22 protein-coding genes are annotated in these 16,118 nt (G+C 31.1%); 12 read left to right on the top strand and 10 right to left on the bottom strand.

All coding sequences use genetic code 11. The features are described from left to right. Positions 1-209: 209 nt before the first annotated feature. Positions 210-701, bottom strand: coding sequence for a MarR family transcriptional regulator (locus tag ACFWM3_RS18275; protein ID WP_390312366.1), 492 nt, complete (start codon positions 699-701; stop codon positions 210-212). A 139-nt stretch (positions 702-840) separates the two neighbouring features. Here ACFWM3_RS18275 and ACFWM3_RS18270 point away from each other — a divergent pair, with 139 nt between their 5' ends. The 7 genes from ACFWM3_RS18270 to ACFWM3_RS18240 all read left to right on the top strand — a co-directional run bounded on the left by ACFWM3_RS18270 (position 841) and on the right by ACFWM3_RS18240 (position 4,809). After that, positions 841-1,596, top strand: a complete 756-nt coding sequence (locus tag ACFWM3_RS18270; protein WP_390312365.1) for an NADPH-dependent oxidoreductase — start codon at positions 841-843, stop codon at positions 1,594-1,596. A 26-nt stretch (positions 1,597-1,622) separates the two neighbouring features. Continuing rightward, a complete protein-coding gene (locus ACFWM3_RS18265) occupies positions 1,623-2,057 on the top strand; it encodes a VOC family protein (RefSeq protein ID WP_390312364.1) in 435 nt (144 codons plus the stop codon). 16 nt (positions 2,058-2,073) lie between these two features. After that, entirely contained in the window at positions 2,074-2,682 is a 609-nt protein-coding gene (locus ACFWM3_RS18260) for a VOC family protein (RefSeq protein ID WP_390312363.1), read from the top strand. Positions 2,683-2,758: 76 nt separating this feature from the next. Then, positions 2,759-2,962, top strand: a complete 204-nt coding sequence (locus tag ACFWM3_RS18255) for a hypothetical protein (RefSeq protein ID WP_390312362.1) — start codon at positions 2,759-2,761, stop codon at positions 2,960-2,962. A 146-nt stretch (positions 2,963-3,108) separates the two neighbouring features. Further along, positions 3,109-3,645, top strand: a complete 537-nt coding sequence (locus tag ACFWM3_RS18250) for an SMI1/KNR4 family protein (protein ID WP_390312361.1) — start codon at positions 3,109-3,111, stop codon at positions 3,643-3,645. Between the two features lie 141 nt (positions 3,646-3,786). Continuing rightward, on the top strand, positions 3,787-4,332 hold the full coding sequence (locus ACFWM3_RS18245) for a hypothetical protein (RefSeq protein ID WP_390312360.1): 546 nt from the start codon (positions 3,787-3,789) through the stop codon (positions 4,330-4,332). 102 nt (positions 4,333-4,434) lie between these two features. Then, complete coding sequence (locus ACFWM3_RS18240) at positions 4,435-4,809, top strand: hypothetical protein (protein ID WP_390312359.1); 375 nt, start codon at positions 4,435-4,437, stop codon at positions 4,807-4,809. Between the two features lie 86 nt (positions 4,810-4,895). Here the strand turns inward: ACFWM3_RS18240 and ACFWM3_RS18235 are convergent, their stop codons facing one another. After that, positions 4,896-5,285 carry a DUF3888 domain-containing protein gene (locus ACFWM3_RS18235; RefSeq protein WP_390312358.1) on the bottom strand — a complete coding sequence of 130 codons (390 nt, stop codon included), beginning with the start codon at positions 5,283-5,285 and terminating at the stop codon, positions 4,896-4,898. Positions 5,286-5,498: 213 nt separating this feature from the next. On the opposite strand from ACFWM3_RS18235, the gene ACFWM3_RS18230 reads away from it, so the two are divergent. From ACFWM3_RS18230 to ACFWM3_RS18215, 4 genes are all read left to right on the top strand, one after another. Next, positions 5,499-5,624, top strand: coding sequence for a hypothetical protein (locus ACFWM3_RS18230; protein WP_390312357.1), 126 nt, complete (start codon positions 5,499-5,501; stop codon positions 5,622-5,624). A 177-nt stretch (positions 5,625-5,801) separates the two neighbouring features. Continuing rightward, positions 5,802-6,659: a hypothetical protein gene (locus tag ACFWM3_RS18225; protein WP_390312356.1), complete on the top strand. Its 858-nt coding sequence runs from the start codon at positions 5,802-5,804 to the stop codon at positions 6,657-6,659. Positions 6,660-6,868: 209 nt separating this feature from the next. Continuing rightward, complete coding sequence (locus ACFWM3_RS18220; protein ID WP_390312355.1) at positions 6,869-7,378, top strand: protein kinase; 510 nt, start codon at positions 6,869-6,871, stop codon at positions 7,376-7,378. A 180-nt stretch (positions 7,379-7,558) separates the two neighbouring features. Further along, positions 7,559-7,975 (top strand): VOC family protein, encoded by a 417-nt coding sequence (locus ACFWM3_RS18215; protein WP_390312371.1) that lies wholly within the window; start codon positions 7,559-7,561, stop codon positions 7,973-7,975. A 438-nt stretch (positions 7,976-8,413) separates the two neighbouring features. On the opposite strand, the gene ACFWM3_RS18210 is transcribed toward ACFWM3_RS18215, so the two are convergent. From ACFWM3_RS18210 to ACFWM3_RS18195, 4 genes are all read right to left on the bottom strand, one after another. Then, positions 8,414-8,575 carry a hypothetical protein gene (locus tag ACFWM3_RS18210; protein WP_390312354.1) on the bottom strand — a complete coding sequence of 54 codons (162 nt, stop codon included), beginning with the start codon at positions 8,573-8,575 and terminating at the stop codon, positions 8,414-8,416. A 706-nt stretch (positions 8,576-9,281) separates the two neighbouring features. Next, entirely contained in the window at positions 9,282-9,974 is a 693-nt protein-coding gene (locus ACFWM3_RS18205; protein ID WP_390312353.1) for a DUF899 domain-containing protein, read from the bottom strand. Positions 9,975-10,394: 420 nt separating this feature from the next. Next, positions 10,395-10,547, bottom strand: a complete 153-nt coding sequence (locus ACFWM3_RS18200) for an amidohydrolase family protein (RefSeq protein ID WP_390312352.1) — start codon at positions 10,545-10,547, stop codon at positions 10,395-10,397. Between the two features lie 124 nt (positions 10,548-10,671). Next, complete coding sequence (locus ACFWM3_RS18195) at positions 10,672-11,838, bottom strand: sulfite reductase subunit alpha (protein WP_390312351.1); 1,167 nt, start codon at positions 11,836-11,838, stop codon at positions 10,672-10,674. 267 nt (positions 11,839-12,105) lie between these two features. Here ACFWM3_RS18195 and ACFWM3_RS18190 point away from each other — a divergent pair, with 267 nt between their 5' ends. Then, complete coding sequence (locus tag ACFWM3_RS18190) at positions 12,106-13,380, top strand: MFS transporter (RefSeq protein WP_390312350.1); 1,275 nt, start codon at positions 12,106-12,108, stop codon at positions 13,378-13,380. A 241-nt stretch (positions 13,381-13,621) separates the two neighbouring features. Here the strand turns inward: ACFWM3_RS18190 and ACFWM3_RS18185 are convergent, their stop codons facing one another. The 4 genes from ACFWM3_RS18185 to ACFWM3_RS18170 all read right to left on the bottom strand — a co-directional run bounded on the left by ACFWM3_RS18185 (position 13,622) and on the right by ACFWM3_RS18170 (position 15,589). Further along, positions 13,622-13,795 carry a hypothetical protein gene (locus ACFWM3_RS18185; RefSeq protein ID WP_056476497.1) on the bottom strand — a complete coding sequence of 58 codons (174 nt, stop codon included), beginning with the start codon at positions 13,793-13,795 and terminating at the stop codon, positions 13,622-13,624. Positions 13,796-14,130: 335 nt separating this feature from the next. After that, positions 14,131-14,424, bottom strand: coding sequence for a putative quinol monooxygenase (locus tag ACFWM3_RS18180; protein WP_056476494.1), 294 nt, complete (start codon positions 14,422-14,424; stop codon positions 14,131-14,133). Positions 14,425-14,471: 47 nt separating this feature from the next. Then, positions 14,472-15,110 (bottom strand): nitroreductase family protein, encoded by a 639-nt coding sequence (locus ACFWM3_RS18175; protein WP_390312349.1) that lies wholly within the window; start codon positions 15,108-15,110, stop codon positions 14,472-14,474. Between the two features lie 26 nt (positions 15,111-15,136). Beyond that, complete coding sequence (locus tag ACFWM3_RS18170; protein WP_390312348.1) at positions 15,137-15,589, bottom strand: MarR family winged helix-turn-helix transcriptional regulator; 453 nt, start codon at positions 15,587-15,589, stop codon at positions 15,137-15,139. Positions 15,590-16,118: the final 529 nt, after the last annotated feature.

Genomic DNA, 16,118 nt, shown 5'->3' with positions numbered 1-16,118 from the left:
TAGTCTTAGAATAAGTCTGCCTAAAAACAGACAAAAACAAAAAAATAAAACCATTTGGGTATGGTGAGTTGACAGTTTCGTTCATATCAGTTGAATAAGGAATGTAAAAATTCACACGCAAAAAAGCCCAGAAATTTTTTGTTCTGGACTTTTTATATTAATGTTCATTTAAAAAAGTGTTTCTGATATCAATCATTTACTTTAGGAATTTAATTTGAATTATTCAATTTAACAAACGAAGTCTTCGACAAATCATCCAATATTTTCTCTAAGAACATGAGCTCTTGTTTACTATATTGATCAATAAACTTAACATAATTTTTATTTATTTCTTTGTGGAGCAATTGATGTAAATCACAAAGTTCATTTCCCATTTTAGTCGTCCTAAAATAGATTTCTTTGTTATTATTTGGAACGCATTCTTTTATGATTAAATTTTTTTCTGCTAATTTCCTAGTTATTTTCGTGATAGTACCTCTTTGCATATTTAATTCATTTGCAACAGTGATACCTTTTACTGGTTGGTGTTTTTGGATACAATCTAATACATGTAACATCAAAATCGTAATTTCCTGCAAGATCATTAATAACTCTTGGTTTTTACAATTTTGAATTAGCCATTTTTTTTCTTTATCCTCTTCATTGTTTTTCTCAATTAATTTGATATACCCATCTAATATATTCTTCTTAATTTTATCCAATATTATTTATCCCTTCATATTTTAATTAAAACCATTATATCCTATTTTGTTTCCAGTAAACAAATTTGACTTTTAAATGGTTATACATTATCATTGTTTCCAGGAAACAAAAATCATTTGCTGAAAAGGAGAATCCTTTATGAATAAAGTACTTGAAACAATCATGAATCATAAAACGATTAGAAAGTTTAAAGATATTAATATAACTGACGAACAAATCACGACTATTATAAAAGCTGCACAAATGGCACCATCATCACTCTTTTTGCAAGATTATGCCATAATCGGCGTTTCGGATTCCAAAATTAAAGAGTATCTTTATCAACTTACAAAAGGTCGTTGGGTGAAAGAGAATGGATTGCTTCTTATTTTTTGCTCGGATTTACATCGAATTTCTGTTTTAGCAAGTGATGAACAAAAAAAGAAACTAAAATTAGCTCATAAATTTGGTCCGTTTAAAAAGATTTCTACTATTAATACATCTATCGCAGCTCAAAATGCTACTCTTGCTGCCGAATCAATGGGATTAGGTGTTGTATATAGTGGTGCGATAGCTGAACATGAGAAAGCTGTCAAAAAAATTTTAAAACTACCGAAAAATGTAGTACCTTTATTCGGTCTTTGTATTGGTGTGCCAGATAGTACACCTGAACAAAAACCTCGTTTGCCATTACATGCGGTATATTTTCAAAATGAATACATTCAAGATGAGGAAGCACAAAAAAAGTCGCTTATTCAGTACAATGAAACAATGAAAAATTATTATGCAGCAAGGACGGATAATAAAAGAGAAATTAACTGGTCTCAAAAGTGTCTTGATCCGATTAATCAAATTCCAACTACTAAAATTGGGTTCATAAAATTCGCTTTAAAAAGATTTTTATCAGATAAATAATTTTTCTGTAAGGGGAGGAGATTTCAATGAAAAACAATTTGAAACATGAAAATTACCCTGAATTAGCCAAACTACAACATGTAGTGTTTTATGTGAATGATTTGCAAGAATCACAACGTTTTTATGAAAAGGTTTTTGATTTACAATGTTCAGCTACTGCCCATCCAGATAGCAGTGCAGCAATGAGGATTGTAGGGAATACTATGAAATTTTTTAGTTTTGGTCATTATCATCATGATATTTGTTTAGTCCAAAGCCCAAAAGTGAAAATTGATCATGACCAATGGAATCATTACACGCTTAAATTAGTAAACGGAGTTAGTTTAGATGAAGTGAAAAAGCGATTAGAATCTCTTCATGTATCGTATCTCAACGGAAGAGTGTTACCAATATTTTCTAATGAACAAGAAGCAATTCACTTTAAGGATCCAAACGGACATATAATTGAAGTTGTTGAATAGAAAGGATATTAAAGTTATGGCAAAACAAATGAGTAAATTGCAAACATATATAAGCCCCTTGTTAAAGATTAAATGTATACGAGAGCTAATTTTGTTACCATCAACGCTTTCTGGGAAACGGCAATTAAATAAAACAGAAGAATACCCAGTAACTAAAACGTCGTTAATTTCACAAATTGAAAGAGTGGCTATATACGTATCCGATTTGGAGAATTCAATGGATTGGTATATAGAAAAGTTAGGATTCACTTTAGAAAATATTACTGATAGATTTGAGGTTGAGGTATTACCAAATCAAATAATACGTTGTGCTCTTTTAAATACGAAGAATCAAAGGAATGCTCTTGTTTTAGTAGAAAGAAGAGATACTAGTGGTAAAAAAATCCTTCCGTCAACCAATGGATATTTTCATATTGCTTTTGAAATTGAAGAGCAACGTTCATCCTTTGAATTTGCTCAACGTTTAAAAGAAAAAAATGTGTTTATAAGCTACGGTCCTGTAAAACATAGCCATGAGGGCGATGGTGAGATTGGTGGTAATATTGCAGTTTACTGCTTAGACCCAGATAATCATTATCTAGAATTCTTTTTTGACATGGATAAATACGATTCCTTAAGCAACTAACGCATGCGTTAGTTGTGGTTCTTGAAATAAAAGGATTAAAATTTCTCTTTGTCGAAATGATTAGAGAGGTGATGAAATGAAAATAGAAGTCAAATATAGGTTGTTTAATTGGAACGGTCGTAATTACATAGTAGAAAACTTTAATAGAAGCTCTATAATAGAAGTTGTTCATACAGAAAATGAAGCTGAATTGGATAAGCTTATTAAATCTGAGTTGTCAATTGAAATTAACAAACCAATAAATGAGATTAAGGTCTTAAAATTTAGAAGGCTTTTATAAAAAGAAAGAAATATGAGATTAACCTAACGAATGCGTTAGTTGAGGATCAAGAGCAGCCATTGGCTGCTTTTTATATATGTATCTGGTAGTATAGTTGAATTAGGAGTACTGATAAAATAGTATTAAATTAGATTGGAGAGGATAATTTGATTTCTATTAAACCAAATACCAATAAATTTAACAAAAAAATGATTGATCAGTTAGAAAATGAATTATGCCTTTCATTTCCGAACGAATACATAGAGTTTTTAGAAAAATACAATGGTGGAATTCCAGAAGAAAATATAGTTATATCAGAAGAAGCACCTGAATTTATCTTATCTATTTTCTTTGGTACTGACTTAGATATTTATAATGACTTATTGCTTTGTTATAAAACATTCTATGGAAGGATTCCAAAAGGATGTGTGGCTGTTGCAAGTGATGTAGGCGGTAATATTATTTGTCTAAATTTAAGTGAGGAGAAATATGGTTACGTTTATTTCTGGGATCATGAAAAAGAGTTGATGTTTGAGGAAGGTAAAATACAATTAAATAACCTATCTTTAATAGCAACATCATTTAATAAATTTTTAAATATGATACAAGAAGATATTACAAATGCGGATGATTTAGAAGGATATGAAGTTGAAGAAATATGGATTGATCCCGAATTTTTAAAGGAAATGAATAATGAAAAATAATACTTATGCAACTAACGAGAGCATTAGTTGCATATAAAGAGCTGCTAATGGCGGCTTTTTTGTTTCAGTTGAACTACATATGTTTAATATTATATGAAGCAAGGATGTGATTGTATCTTTCATGAGGGGTTTCCAAACTATTTGAGGGTCGATGTTACTAAAGCAGTAGGATTCATACCTAATAAAACTTATAATAATGTCACTATTGGTGTATCTCAGGATATTATTCAATATTTTCAAGATAATAACGTAATTAGGTTTCCTTATCGTTTATACTACATTGATAGATCAGATGATATAATAAAAAATTTAAGTGAACGACAAAAAATGATTTTGCATTGCATATATTCAAGAAGTTATGATGGGTTTGTTCGCCAAAAACATATGTATTCGTTGCTTCAGATGGATTATGAAGATTGGGCAATTCCTTATATCGTAAAAATCTGTGATGAATACGTCGTAGAAATATTAGAAATGACTTTTGATATTTTAAAAGAACAAGATACGGAAAGGATTAGGAAATTTTGTTTTGAAAATATAGGGACGTTTAGCAAAAGCTATAATAGAATGATTAGCTATTGGAACGAATATTACAGATGTAAATACAATAATTTTCATCAATATATTGGTAGGAAGTTATTTAGAGAGTGTTTTGGCTACTCTAAATCAATGGAACGAATACGTTAGTTAAACAAAAAGATCGACTGTATAGTCGTTCTTTTTTTGTGCTAACTGATTTTAGTTCTTTAAGAAATGTTAAAATAGAGTATTGAAAGGTGATGATAATGAGTGAGAGATTTCCCAGAAGAAAACGATCTTCTTTCGCTGTTTGAGTGTGAACCTAAACTATTCGATTCCAATATGAAAAATCTGCCTTTTTATTATAATCAAGCAACATATCAATTTTCTAACGGAGAAGAAGACTTTGTTGTTACAGTTTCTCCATCATATGGTGAAGTAAAAATAAAAGTAACTCAAACAAGTTCAGATAGAATGTTATCGCTTTTGGAATTGAAGCGAATTGAGAAAATGGAGATTACAGCAGATAGAAGAGATTCTTCAAGTGTACTATTAACAGTTATTAATGAGGATTCTCAACAAACAATAGAAATTGATTTTAAGCCGAGATTTAAACTGATTTTAAAAGAATATAATTCTTTTTAAACATGTTGTCTAATTCAACTAACGCATGCGTTAGTTCAACAACAAAGAGAGGATGATCTCTTTTTGATCATCCTCTCTTACTATTCTTAATAATTTTGACAAGTAGTTCCTAGTGGAGTTTTTTCTACTTTGTAATTAATTAATTTGAAATTAAAAACATCATCTTTGTTCGAAACTATAATGGTTACCGAATAATGAGGAGGATTATGTGCACCTTCAAACGTCATTGTTTTCGCTTCTACTGTAAATACTTTCGGTCTATCGGGATCCCTTTTTATCTCAATTAATCGCTCGCATTGAGTTGATATGTTATATAGGCTACCAAAGTGCTTTTTTAGAGCTATTAAATAATATGGTTCTAGGAACTGGGTAATTAGTTCGTCTTTATCCTTATCATTTATATTTTGAGCAAACGTGTTATATGGAAAAAAAAACAAATTATATATAACCATACACAACATCAATATCGTTTTCATTAGTAAGCTCCCTATCTCAATAGCATATTTAATGTATTTATTACCAACTTATATGGAACTTATTAAAAATAATGTTATACAACTAACTCATGCGTTAGTTGAACAACATGATCGGCTGAATAGTCGATTTTTTTATGCAACAAAATGGCAATTTAGTTGCATGAGGAATGTTATAATACAAGACAGAATTGATTTTTTTAAGGGGAAAAATAAATGTTAATACTTGCTCAAGAAGCGAATCCAATTTTAATCTATTTAGCTCTATTAGCCCCATTGATAGGTTTAGTTCTGTTTCTGTTAGCTATTGTTATTATTGTTTGGATTGCAATTAAAAGTTAAATTGCTAATCTTATACAACTTAATTCTAATGTAACTAACTCATGCAATAGTTGAATAACGTGATCAGCAATCTTGTCGGTCATTTTTTATTGAACAAAATGGCAGATTAGTTCAATAAGAAAAACAATGGTTTTTATGATTTCTTTTATTATATGAACATCTTGGGGGATAACTTTTATGAAGAATTTTAAGCCAACGTTTTACAAAAATGTTGATGATATCGCAGGTGAACACGATTTTTTTAAGATTAGCATAGATTATAATGGGAATCTGGTTTTGCTAACAGAAAAGGAAGAAAAGGGGAAATATCTATATAAAATTTTTCATTTTATAAGTGGAGAAACAAGAATCATTGAAATCCCTTCTGTTTCATACTCTTTTGAATTTGCACAACCAATTGAGGAAAATTGGTTACTGGTTAGTTCGCGTATTGACGATGATGAAGGACCAATTAACAATGCAACTATTTATGACGTTCAAGGCAACGCTTTAGATACTTTCTCATTTGGTGATGCCATTGAAGATGTACAAACTACTAAAAACTCAGAAATTTGGGTGAGTTATTTTGATGAAAATATGGATTATGGATTAAGATGCTTTAATATTCAAGGATTAGAAACATTTAATTATATAGATTTTGTTAAAAAATCAAATAATGAAATTCCTTATATTGCTTGTTGCTATGCTTTAAATGTTAATTCAGATGAAACAGTTTTTATTTACTATTACAATGAATTTCCCTTAGTGAAAATTGAAAAAGATACTTATGAAATATTTGAAAATATCCCCATTCAAGGCAGCCATACATTTGCTATCAATAATGATTTTGCTTTGTTCAGTCATGATTATGGCAGTAAAGGCGAGGTATATTTGTATTCGTTACATAATAGGAGTAAGAAAAAAATTTATACTATGGATCAAGAAGGTAAATCTCTAAACTATAAACATGCAGTAGGTAGAGATAATAAACTATTCTTAACAAAGGATAAAGTTATTTATCTAATAGAATTAGAAAATATATTAAGTGAAATTTAATGTTAAGTTTTCAAATGAGGATATGAACTATTCTTATGTAACTAACGCAGTGCAATAGTTGAATAACACGATCGGCTGTTTAGTCGATTTTTTTATTCAACAAAAAGGCAGTTTAGTTGCATAAGGATTATTAAAAGTTTTAGATGAATATTTGATAAACTGGGGTTAAAATAAAGTAAAAATCTTGAGTACGATTGAGGGTGAATACTTTGAGTTCAATTCAAATATTATCCAGTATATATGGTTTAGGTCTAGGTTGTGGGGTTTGGAGTAAAGAAGAATTAATAAAATGGTGTGATTTAGTAATTGAAACAAATGATATTCCACCTTATGAAATAATTGAAGCTTCTTTAATGTCCAATGCAAATATTTATGATATTGAGGCAAAATTATTTGAACTAAGAGGAAATAGTGATGAAGCGTTTGAGGTGAACCTACTCCTTTCAGTAATTAGTCAAAAAGTACGACTGAAACAATTAACTTATGAAGAAGCAAATAAGTGTATAGCTAGAATGTTAATCCAAACAGGATTAAATTGGGACGAAGATTACTGTAATTTATATGGTTTTGATGACAGTTTTGAATTAGTTAATGATGGAGTTTTTTTATTAAACGATGTAATTGATGGTTTTATTGAAGAATTAAGTTACTTTGATAAATATCTTGATGATTTTAAGCTGATATATTTTAATGCTGTACAAAGGGAATGGAATTTATAACTTTTCTTACCAAACTAACGCATGCTTTAGTCGAATAACACGATTGGCAGAATTGTCGGTCTTTTTTTTGTGCTAAATGACAGTTTAGTTGAAAAGAATTGGAATTATATATTGAAGGACATAGATACATAGGAGGTGAATATACTTATTAATCTGATAACAGGAGATGAGATGAAGATGATGAATGAAAAATTATTAAGGGTAGGTACTACTTATATACCAGTGACTAATGTAGAACTTTCTTCCGAATGGTATGTAAATAAATTAGGTGCAGAGTTAAGTTATAAAGACGAAGACAAAGTAATTCTTAATTTTGCAAACCAAAGTATCTTTCTTGTTAAATCTAAAGAAAACCAAAGCTCTAATTTCTATAATATTTACGGTGAAGAACATTTTTCTATAACTTTTGAAGTAAATGGGTTAAGTGCTTTAGAAGCTATTCATAAAGATTTCATTGAAAAAGAAATAAAAGTTGGAGAAATCGAAAACAGAGGCCACACTGGAAGGAACTTTGTTTTTTATGATTTAGATGGTAATAAATTTGATGTATGGAGTGAATTAAGTCCAATTTTCAAAGAAAAATATCTTATCTCATAATAGAAAAAAACTATACTCTTATTCAACTAACGCATGCATTAGTTGAATAAGGTAATGTTTATTTTTGTAAACTACGTCTGAAAAACCTAACTAACATCCTAATAATTCCAATACTAAAATGACTATTCCGTTTGCTAATCTAGAAAAATCAAGTTTAACTTACCATTTTTATAGAAAACTACTATTGCAATATTAAATTACAAGATTAAGAAAATAAATGACCAGAATATAATAACGTCCATAACTATCTTCCAGAGAATAATAATCATTTGAAAAAATTATTTTCCAAAGACATTTAATCAGTCTACATATGTTTTTCAAAATGCTTCTTCAATAACAAGAGCACCTATCTATCATAGAAGAACAAATAGATACTCTTGCTATGGATATGGAAAATAAGGTAATCTTGTTTGCTTTAATCAATATTGATCTTCCCATTTAAAGACTACCAGAAATTACCGCGACAATGGCACTCACACTTGCGTTTAAACCACTCACACTTGCGTTTACAGCAATCACACTTGTTTTCACGGCAAAAACACTTACGTTTACGGCAATTACATTCCTTGTGTTCACAGCAATCACAAATCTTTTGCTCATGACAACAACACTTCTCTTGTTCGCAACAACATTTGCACTCCGGAAACGGCGGAAACGGCGGACTCGGTGGACTCGGCGGACTCGGTGGACTCGGCGGACTCGGCGGACTCGGCGGACTCGGCGGACTCGGCGGACTCGGCGGACTCGGCGGACTCGGCGGTTTAATTAGCATAGGTCTATTATTCATTATATATCACCCATTTAAATTGAATTATTTAGGTCTTCTAACTAACAATACGTTCGATTTGGGCAGCTTGTTAGTGTATTTGACTATATTTACTTTTTTTATTTAGATGAAAAAATGTACACTTTTGATGAAAATGAAAGATTGCTATGCGAATGTTAGTAAATTAAGAAATACTAGTTAGGCAAAAAAAGACCGACAATTTTGTCGATTATGTCATTCAACTAAATCATGCGATTCTTCAATAAAGAAGGTTCGTTTTTCTTTTTCAAGCAAATGGAAGATTAGTTGAATAAGGAAGAATTGAAATTTATTTAACAAAATACTGAATTCCCCCAAATTACAAAGGTCGTTAAGTTGATATAATTATCTTAAAGGTGGAATAAATTAAAAAAAATCTAACCGTTATTCTAAGTTTGGTTCTAACATTCATAACTGCATTTATCCCCACACACGCAAACGTTAGTTGCATAACAGAAAGGACTGCAGTTCATTTTTGCAGTCCTTTTAATATGAAAAAATTTATACTTTTGGTACATATTGATCACTATGAAGCAGTCCACGATCGTCCTGCCTACCTTTCGGGACCAAATCGAGAAACTGGTATGTGATATTCATCATGTCAATGCCACGTGCGTAAGTGGAGTATGTATGAAATATATTTTCCTCATCATCTTTATAAAAAACACTCGCGCCTTCTCTGTCGGAACTCATTGGATTTTGCATAGTATAGTTATAATATGCTAATTTATTTTCTACTTCGTCTTCTATAAAAGATGCTTGAAAATCATAATTAAAATCCGTGTGTCCTGATGAATACCAGGGAAATGTCCAACCCATACGTTTTTTAAATGCCTCCAACTTTTCTAATGGTCCACGGGAAATACAAACAAAGCTGACATCTCGGTGATTTAAGTGAGGAACCATTCCGCTGTAGTGGTCGGCCCAAAAAGAACAATGTTTGCAGCCTTGATTCCAATTTGGACTGAACATGAAATGGTATACAATCAATTGACTTTTTCCATTAAATAGATCTGCTAATGATACCGTACCGTTCGGACCGTCAAATAGATAAGACTTGCTAACGGCTTCCCACGGCAAATCTCTTCTCTTCTGTGTAAGTTCATCCCTTAACTTGGTGAAATCTTTTTCTTTTTGTAAAAGTTCTTTCCTCGATTCAAGCCATTCTTTTCTTGGCAGAACTTTGTGATCCATAACAACACCTCGTCATATAGTTTTACTCATATGTTCTTTTTTGAGTGGAATTTAAAAGTCACATTTAGACTTAATTCAAATCTCTCACCTGTAAGGTCGAATATTAGTGTACCATATTGTATAAGTACATATTCCTCACCTTTATGATTATTGGATGTATGACGAAAAATGAAAAACTTAATAAATTAAAAGTTGAACAAAACAAGGGTCTATCTTCTATTGGAAAATTAGTGGCGTTGAGTTTTGGTTTCTTAGCTCTTCCAAAATATTCGGTATTATCATTTTCGTTAATCAAAAAAATTTTTGGTTAATAAATATAATCTTATTCAACTAATTCAGTGCAACAATTGAATTAGACATAAAATTACACCATCAACTTTGGAAAGCAATATCTTCCAAGTGCAAATACTGTTTCAAATTCTAAGTTTCTTGATTTAATAAAACAATATCAGCGTCGCACCCAGGTTTTAAGTTATCTTTTTGTGATAGTTTTAGCACTTGTGCAGGATTTGAAGTAATTACTTGTAATGCGATTTCTAATGGAATCCCTTCATTAATTACTGCATCTCTCATTCAATGTAGACGTTAGAGAAAAATATTGACCTTAATGACAACAAAAAAAGTAACCCTTCGTACCAACCGGAACGAAGGGTTACTTTTTGTTACAAAATACCTGTATTCTTAATCTCTTTTTATATTAATACACATCACGTTGATAACGCCCTTGCTTCTGCATATCTTTAAGATGTGCTTCAGCTGCCTCGCGATCCATCGCACCTTCTTTTTCAAGAATCGTAATAAGCGCTTCGTTGACGTCTTTAGCCATATATTCCTTATCGCCACAAACGTAGAAATAAGCTCCTTTTTCGATCCATTCAAACATTTCTTTGCTATTTTCAAGCATTTTATGCTGTACATAAACTTTTTGATCTGTATCACGAGAGAATGCAGTATCAATTTTTGTTAATACCCCATCTTGTTGATATTTTTCTAACTCGCTTTTATAAAGGAAATCTGACGCTTCATGCTGATCTCCAAAAAATAACCATGAACGGCCAGCGACTTTATTGACTGCTCGTTCCTGGATAAACGAACGGAATGGTGCAATACCCGTACCAGGTCCAACCATAATAATATCTACGTCTTGAGACTCTGGCAGATAGAAGTGTTTATTTGCTTGAACATAGACTGGAAGAGTATCTCCTTCTTTAATACGTTCTGAACATAAAACAGAACAAACACCTTTTCGATCGCGTCCATGCGCAGTGTAGCGTACAGCACCGATTGTTAGATGAACTTCATCTGGATTTGCAGCAATACTACTTGCGATTGAATATAGACGAGGAGTCATTTTTCTTAATAATGAAACGATCTCTTGAGCAGAAGCACTCCATGGACCAAAATCACGTAACATATCAAGTAAATCTCGCCCATAGCAATATTCCTTAAGTTGAGTTGCATTTTCAACCAACACAAGGTTTTTTAGCTCTTCGTTTTCTGTAAATGCAGCTGCCTGTTGTAATATCTTCTTCGTTATTAGTGTAATTTCAAAGTAGGATGTAAGCGCTTCTTTTAAAGATAGTGTTTCACCCTGCTTACCAACAGTAACAACTGCTTCTTCATCCCATTTCATTTCATTTATAAGAGCAGCAACTAGCTCTGGATCATTTGAAGGAACCACGCCAAGTGCAGCACCTGGGACATAAGTAAATCCTGATCCTTTCAATGATAATTCAATATGCCTTGTTTCCTTGTTTGAGTCTGTTCCATTTAAATTAATATTTTTAAGAACCTTCGCTTGAAATGGATTGGTCCTTGAATATGGGAGCTGCTCATTTGTAGTATCATTTAAAGTAGATTTCATTACTCGTAACCTCCAAGAATTGTTATATAACTAAGATAACATAGAAGTGGGAAATAATGTATTAACATCTACGACTTTTTTACCTTTTTCGCGCTTTTCTTTAGCCAACCCCCGAAATTTTAAGGATTCTCCTCTTTTCCTCTGCTTATATAGGGAATTTTTAGATAATATACTGAAAACTGTAGAGGAGAAATAAAATATTAGTAGTATCTAATCTATAACCTATTATAAAAATAGCAGTTACTAATCATTGGGAGGAAAAAACTCATGAAGAGTTTTACGAAGCAAGAAAATAGTTGGATTTTCTATGATTGGGCCAATTCAGCTTATTCTATTATTATTAGCACTGCCGTATTCCCTCTTTTTTATAAAGCTTCCGCTTCAAAAGCTGGAATAAGTGCTTCTGATTCTACTGCTTATTTAGGTTATACGATTGCTATTTCTACATTCATCTTAGCTATGTTAGGTCCAATTCTTGGAACAATCGCCGACTATAAAGGATTTAAAAAGAAGCTCTTTACTTTCTTTTTTACTCTCGGTGTTTCTTTTACTGCAGTACTTACTTTTATTCCTAATGATAACTGGCTTTTACTATTGATATGTTATACGATTACAGCTATTGGCTTTGCTGGCGCTAATGTATTTTATGACGCTTTTTTAGTAGATGTAACTTCAGAAGTTCGTATGAATAAGGTATCCGCTCGAGGCTTTGGTTTAGGATATATAGGTAGTACAATTCCATTTATCATTAGTATTGCTATAATTGTATTAGCTCAGAAAGAGATCCTTTCAATTTCAACAACTTTAGCAAGTCAAATTGCCTTTCTCATTACTGCAGTCTGGTGGGGCATTTTTGCAATTCCTTTGTTACGAAACGTTCGTCAAAATTATTTTATTGAACCTGAACAAAATCCTGTATTTAATAGCTTTAAGAGGCTAGGAAAAACATTTAAAAATATCCGACAATATCGTGCCTTATTTATATTTTTAATAGCATATTTCTTTTATATCGATGGCGTTGGAACGATTATTACCATGTCGACAGCATATGGAACTGACCTTGGAATCAGTTCAACAAATCTATTAATTATTTTGTTTGTCACACAGGTTGTTGCTGCTCCATTTGCAATTATTTATGGAAAGCTTGCAGATAAGTTTTCCGGTAAAATGATGCTTTATGTTGGAATCATTATTTATATGTTTGTTTGTATATATGCTTACTTTTTAAATTCTACTTTAGACTTTTGGATTTTAGCCATGCTTGTTGCCACGTCTCAAGGTGGAATTCAAGCTTTAAGTCGTTCATATTACGCAAAACTTGTACCTAAAGAAAAATCAAATGAGTTTTTTGGCTTCTATAATATTTTCGGTAAATTCGCATCGATTATGGGACCATTAATAGTCGGCCTGACAGCTCAAATCACAGGACGTTCTAATATGGGGGTATTTAGTCTAATTATTCTATTTGTAATTGGTATTTTCTTTTTAACTCGTGTTTCTGAACCCCAAAATACAGAAGTAGCTAAAACTACAAATTACTAAAAAGAGATAGGAGGATGTCCTAAAAAGGGCACCCTCTTTATTTTTAACTCTTTGAAGTTTCAAAGGAAAATAGTAATAGTTTTCTCATTTTCGTATTCAATAAAACGATTCAAAATTCAAGAAAAAAATCCACGTTAGCGAAGCTTTCTTCCTTATTAAACTAAAACACTGGGCTAGTTGAACATGCTGTTAAATAAAGATTAAAAAAGAGAGTGTTTGTATGACACTCTCTTCTTTCAATCTATCTTCGATGTTCAACTAAGTCAATGGCACCTAATACAATATGGGCTAAACCAAAACCAAAAACTGTATTGGCGATCATTTTATTCGTTCCTCTTTTTTGTTTTAATGCATAACCAGTAGCAGTTACAGCAGAACCTAAAACTGTTGGGATTAAACCTTCACGAATATTCATATAAGTTTACCTCCACATCGAAGTTTATGATGTAATTTACACCATAATTTTAGTATCGGCTATAATAATTCTATGTATGTAAGTATTCAAAAAGCAACATGAATCTAAGTCCAACTAGGTAATCTTATGAAATTGAAGTCACTAATGAAGAATCTTAAAAAGTTTTAATTTTGAGAAGAAATAAACCTATCTTACCACAAGGATTAAGATAGGTTTAATTTACAGTATGAACCTAATTCATTACTGGCTCTTATAGAATAATTTTTATATGTTTCAAACATGATTTTATTGTCAAGGTAGGTATATTTTCTAAACACTATTCCATTTTTAATAAATTACTTTATTTTATTTGCTTCATAAAGATTTATTTGAATAGGCGCTGTAAGGTAATCTTTGGCTTTTTCAGCAAACGCTGTAAAATGAGCACTTGTATTATGTGTGGCTACAGCATTTAAATCTTGCCAAGTTTCGACCATGATGTATTCATTTACCCTATCCGTTTGTTTTGTCAAATCGTATGAAATATTACCTTCTTCTGCTCTTGATAATTCTAAAAGCGAAGTCATTTCCTCTAAAAACATCGTTTCTTTTGCTGAATCAATTGTCATTTTCGCATGAATAATAATCATTATATTTACCTTCTTTTCATTATTTTTTTTATATTATTTTTTATTTTTTATTTCCACTCTGCTACACGTTCAACTGGTAAACGTACAGATTGATATCCTGCATCCACAGCTTTACCTATTGAAATCAACATAACAGGAACATATCTGTCTTTATCCATACCGAATGCTTCTGCAATTTTGTCTTTTTCGAAGCCACCAATTGGACAAGTGTCATAACCATAAGCACGAGCCGTTAGCATAAATTGCATTGCTACCAATCCACCATCAATTAAAACAGTATCTTTCATTTGCTCTGCAGTACTGTTTGCAAAGAAACCACTAAGTGTTTCTAGTTGCTTCTCTTTAACATCTTTTGGCATATAACCTAATTCAACTGCACGACCATATATTTCTTCAGCATAGTCAAAATTATTTAAATCCCCAAAAAGTGCAATCATCGCAGAAGAAGTTTCAACTTGTGATTGATTGAATCGGGCTAATGGAGCTAATGTAGCTTTTGCTTCATCACTTTCAATTACTAAGAATCTCCACGGTTGCATGTTTACAGAAGAAGGAGCTAAAGTTGCCGTTTCTATTATTTCATGCATTTCCTTCACTGGGATTTTAACATTTGAATCATATTTGCGGATCGAGCGTCTTCCTTTTAGAATTTCATTAAAATTATTAGTTAATGTTGTCGTAGTCATTGTTGTATTCTCCTCTTTACTAATATTTAAGTATTATTTAGATTATCGCGATTTGAATTAATTTGGTTCATATTTATTTGTATACGGTTTAAATATTCAAGTGTTAAGTCAATTTCTTCTTCTGAAAATCCAATAAGCATGTTCTCTACAAACTCTACTTTTTCCTTCCATAAACTAGACATTTGATCTTGTCCCATTTGTGTTAATCTAACTAAGGTTATTCTGTTATCAGTCTCACACTTTCTTCTAGTGATCTTTCCATTTAACTCAAGTTGTTTTAAATGTCTAGTTATTGCAGCACTATCAATCTTTAAATTTTTTTGAAGCTGAGATTGACTAATTTCACCGTACTCAAACAATTGATTCAAAATTTCTAATCGTGACTGACTAATACCCATACATTTTTCAAATGTTGTTTCAATTTGAACTTTTAATTCTTTTAATAGTGATAGTACTTTTGTTTCTTTTGTATTAGGCACGCGCTACCTCCAAAAAGATTTGATGAAATTTTATTAATGGTTACTAATTTTTGACCTATCAATAATTGATGGGTCAACTATTGATATGTCAATTAATATACACCTTAGTCCTACATGAATCAAGTACAAAATTAAAATTTAATGTTTTTAAAAATTTCAGATGATTCAATTACATTTCTTTTTTGGAATTAGACACTTTGCATCTGTCCTTTAGCAGAGGTTTCATGTCAAAAAATGATGGGACTTTTTTACTTAAAAAGGATAATTAATGTATATATTTTCCAAAAATGGAAGATTTCATCTAGTTACTGACAATTTTGTTCAATATATTAAAAATATGACTACAGTTATGCAATAATGTTGAAAATTGCGTTTAGCGATTGAACATGTAATCTGGAATTTTTCATGTAATAAGTAAGCTATAGTTGTTTAAGTCTTTAAAAACTTTCATAATCATATAAACATAAATTTACTAACTATGGAAAACATAAAACCTAGTAAATATTAAATATTTAATTACAGGAAGAAA

Origin of the sequence: Gottfriedia sp. NPDC058432, from assembly GCF_042721555.1 — a bacterium.
Taxonomy (GTDB): Bacteria; Bacillota; Bacilli; order Bacillales; family Bacillaceae_G; genus Gottfriedia.
This window is presented reverse-complemented; position numbering and strand designations above follow the sequence as displayed.

Excerpts from the sequence above, each read along its gene's own strand:
- ACFWM3_RS18270 (WP_390312365.1), top strand. The coding sequence starts at position 841 with ATGAATAAAGTACTTGAAACAATCATGAATCATAAAACGATTAGAAAG.
- ACFWM3_RS18265 (WP_390312364.1), top strand. The coding sequence starts at position 1,623 with ATGAAAAACAATTTGAAACATGAAAATTACCCTGAATTAGCCAAACTA.
- ACFWM3_RS18260 (WP_390312363.1), top strand. The coding sequence starts at position 2,074 with ATGGCAAAACAAATGAGTAAATTGCAAACATATATAAGCCCCTTGTTA.
- ACFWM3_RS18255 (WP_390312362.1), top strand. The coding sequence starts at position 2,759 with ATGAAAATAGAAGTCAAATATAGGTTGTTTAATTGGAACGGTCGTAAT.
- ACFWM3_RS18235 (WP_390312358.1), bottom strand. The coding sequence starts at position 5,285 with ATGAAAACGATATTGATGTTGTGTATGGTTATATATAATTTGTTTTTT.
- ACFWM3_RS18230 (WP_390312357.1), top strand. The coding sequence starts at position 5,499 with ATGTTAATACTTGCTCAAGAAGCGAATCCAATTTTAATCTATTTAGCT.
- ACFWM3_RS18225 (WP_390312356.1), top strand. The coding sequence starts at position 5,802 with ATGAAGAATTTTAAGCCAACGTTTTACAAAAATGTTGATGATATCGCA.
- ACFWM3_RS18215 (WP_390312371.1), top strand. The coding sequence starts at position 7,559 with ATGAATGAAAAATTATTAAGGGTAGGTACTACTTATATACCAGTGACT.
- ACFWM3_RS18210 (WP_390312354.1), bottom strand. The coding sequence starts at position 8,575 with ATGAGCAAAAGATTTGTGATTGCTGTGAACACAAGGAATGTAATTGCC.
- ACFWM3_RS18205 (WP_390312353.1), bottom strand. The coding sequence starts at position 9,974 with ATGGATCACAAAGTTCTGCCAAGAAAAGAATGGCTTGAATCGAGGAAA.
- ACFWM3_RS18200 (WP_390312352.1), bottom strand. The coding sequence starts at position 10,547 with ATGAGAGATGCAGTAATTAATGAAGGGATTCCATTAGAAATCGCATTA.
- ACFWM3_RS18195 (WP_390312351.1), bottom strand. The coding sequence starts at position 11,838 with ATGAAATCTACTTTAAATGATACTACAAATGAGCAGCTCCCATATTCA.
- ACFWM3_RS18190 (WP_390312350.1), top strand. The coding sequence starts at position 12,106 with ATGAAGAGTTTTACGAAGCAAGAAAATAGTTGGATTTTCTATGATTGG.
- ACFWM3_RS18185 (WP_056476497.1), bottom strand. The coding sequence starts at position 13,795 with ATGAATATTCGTGAAGGTTTAATCCCAACAGTTTTAGGTTCTGCTGTA.
- ACFWM3_RS18180 (WP_056476494.1), bottom strand. The coding sequence starts at position 14,424 with ATGATTATTATTCATGCGAAAATGACAATTGATTCAGCAAAAGAAACG.
- ACFWM3_RS18175 (WP_390312349.1), bottom strand. The coding sequence starts at position 15,110 with ATGACTACGACAACATTAACTAATAATTTTAATGAAATTCTAAAAGGA.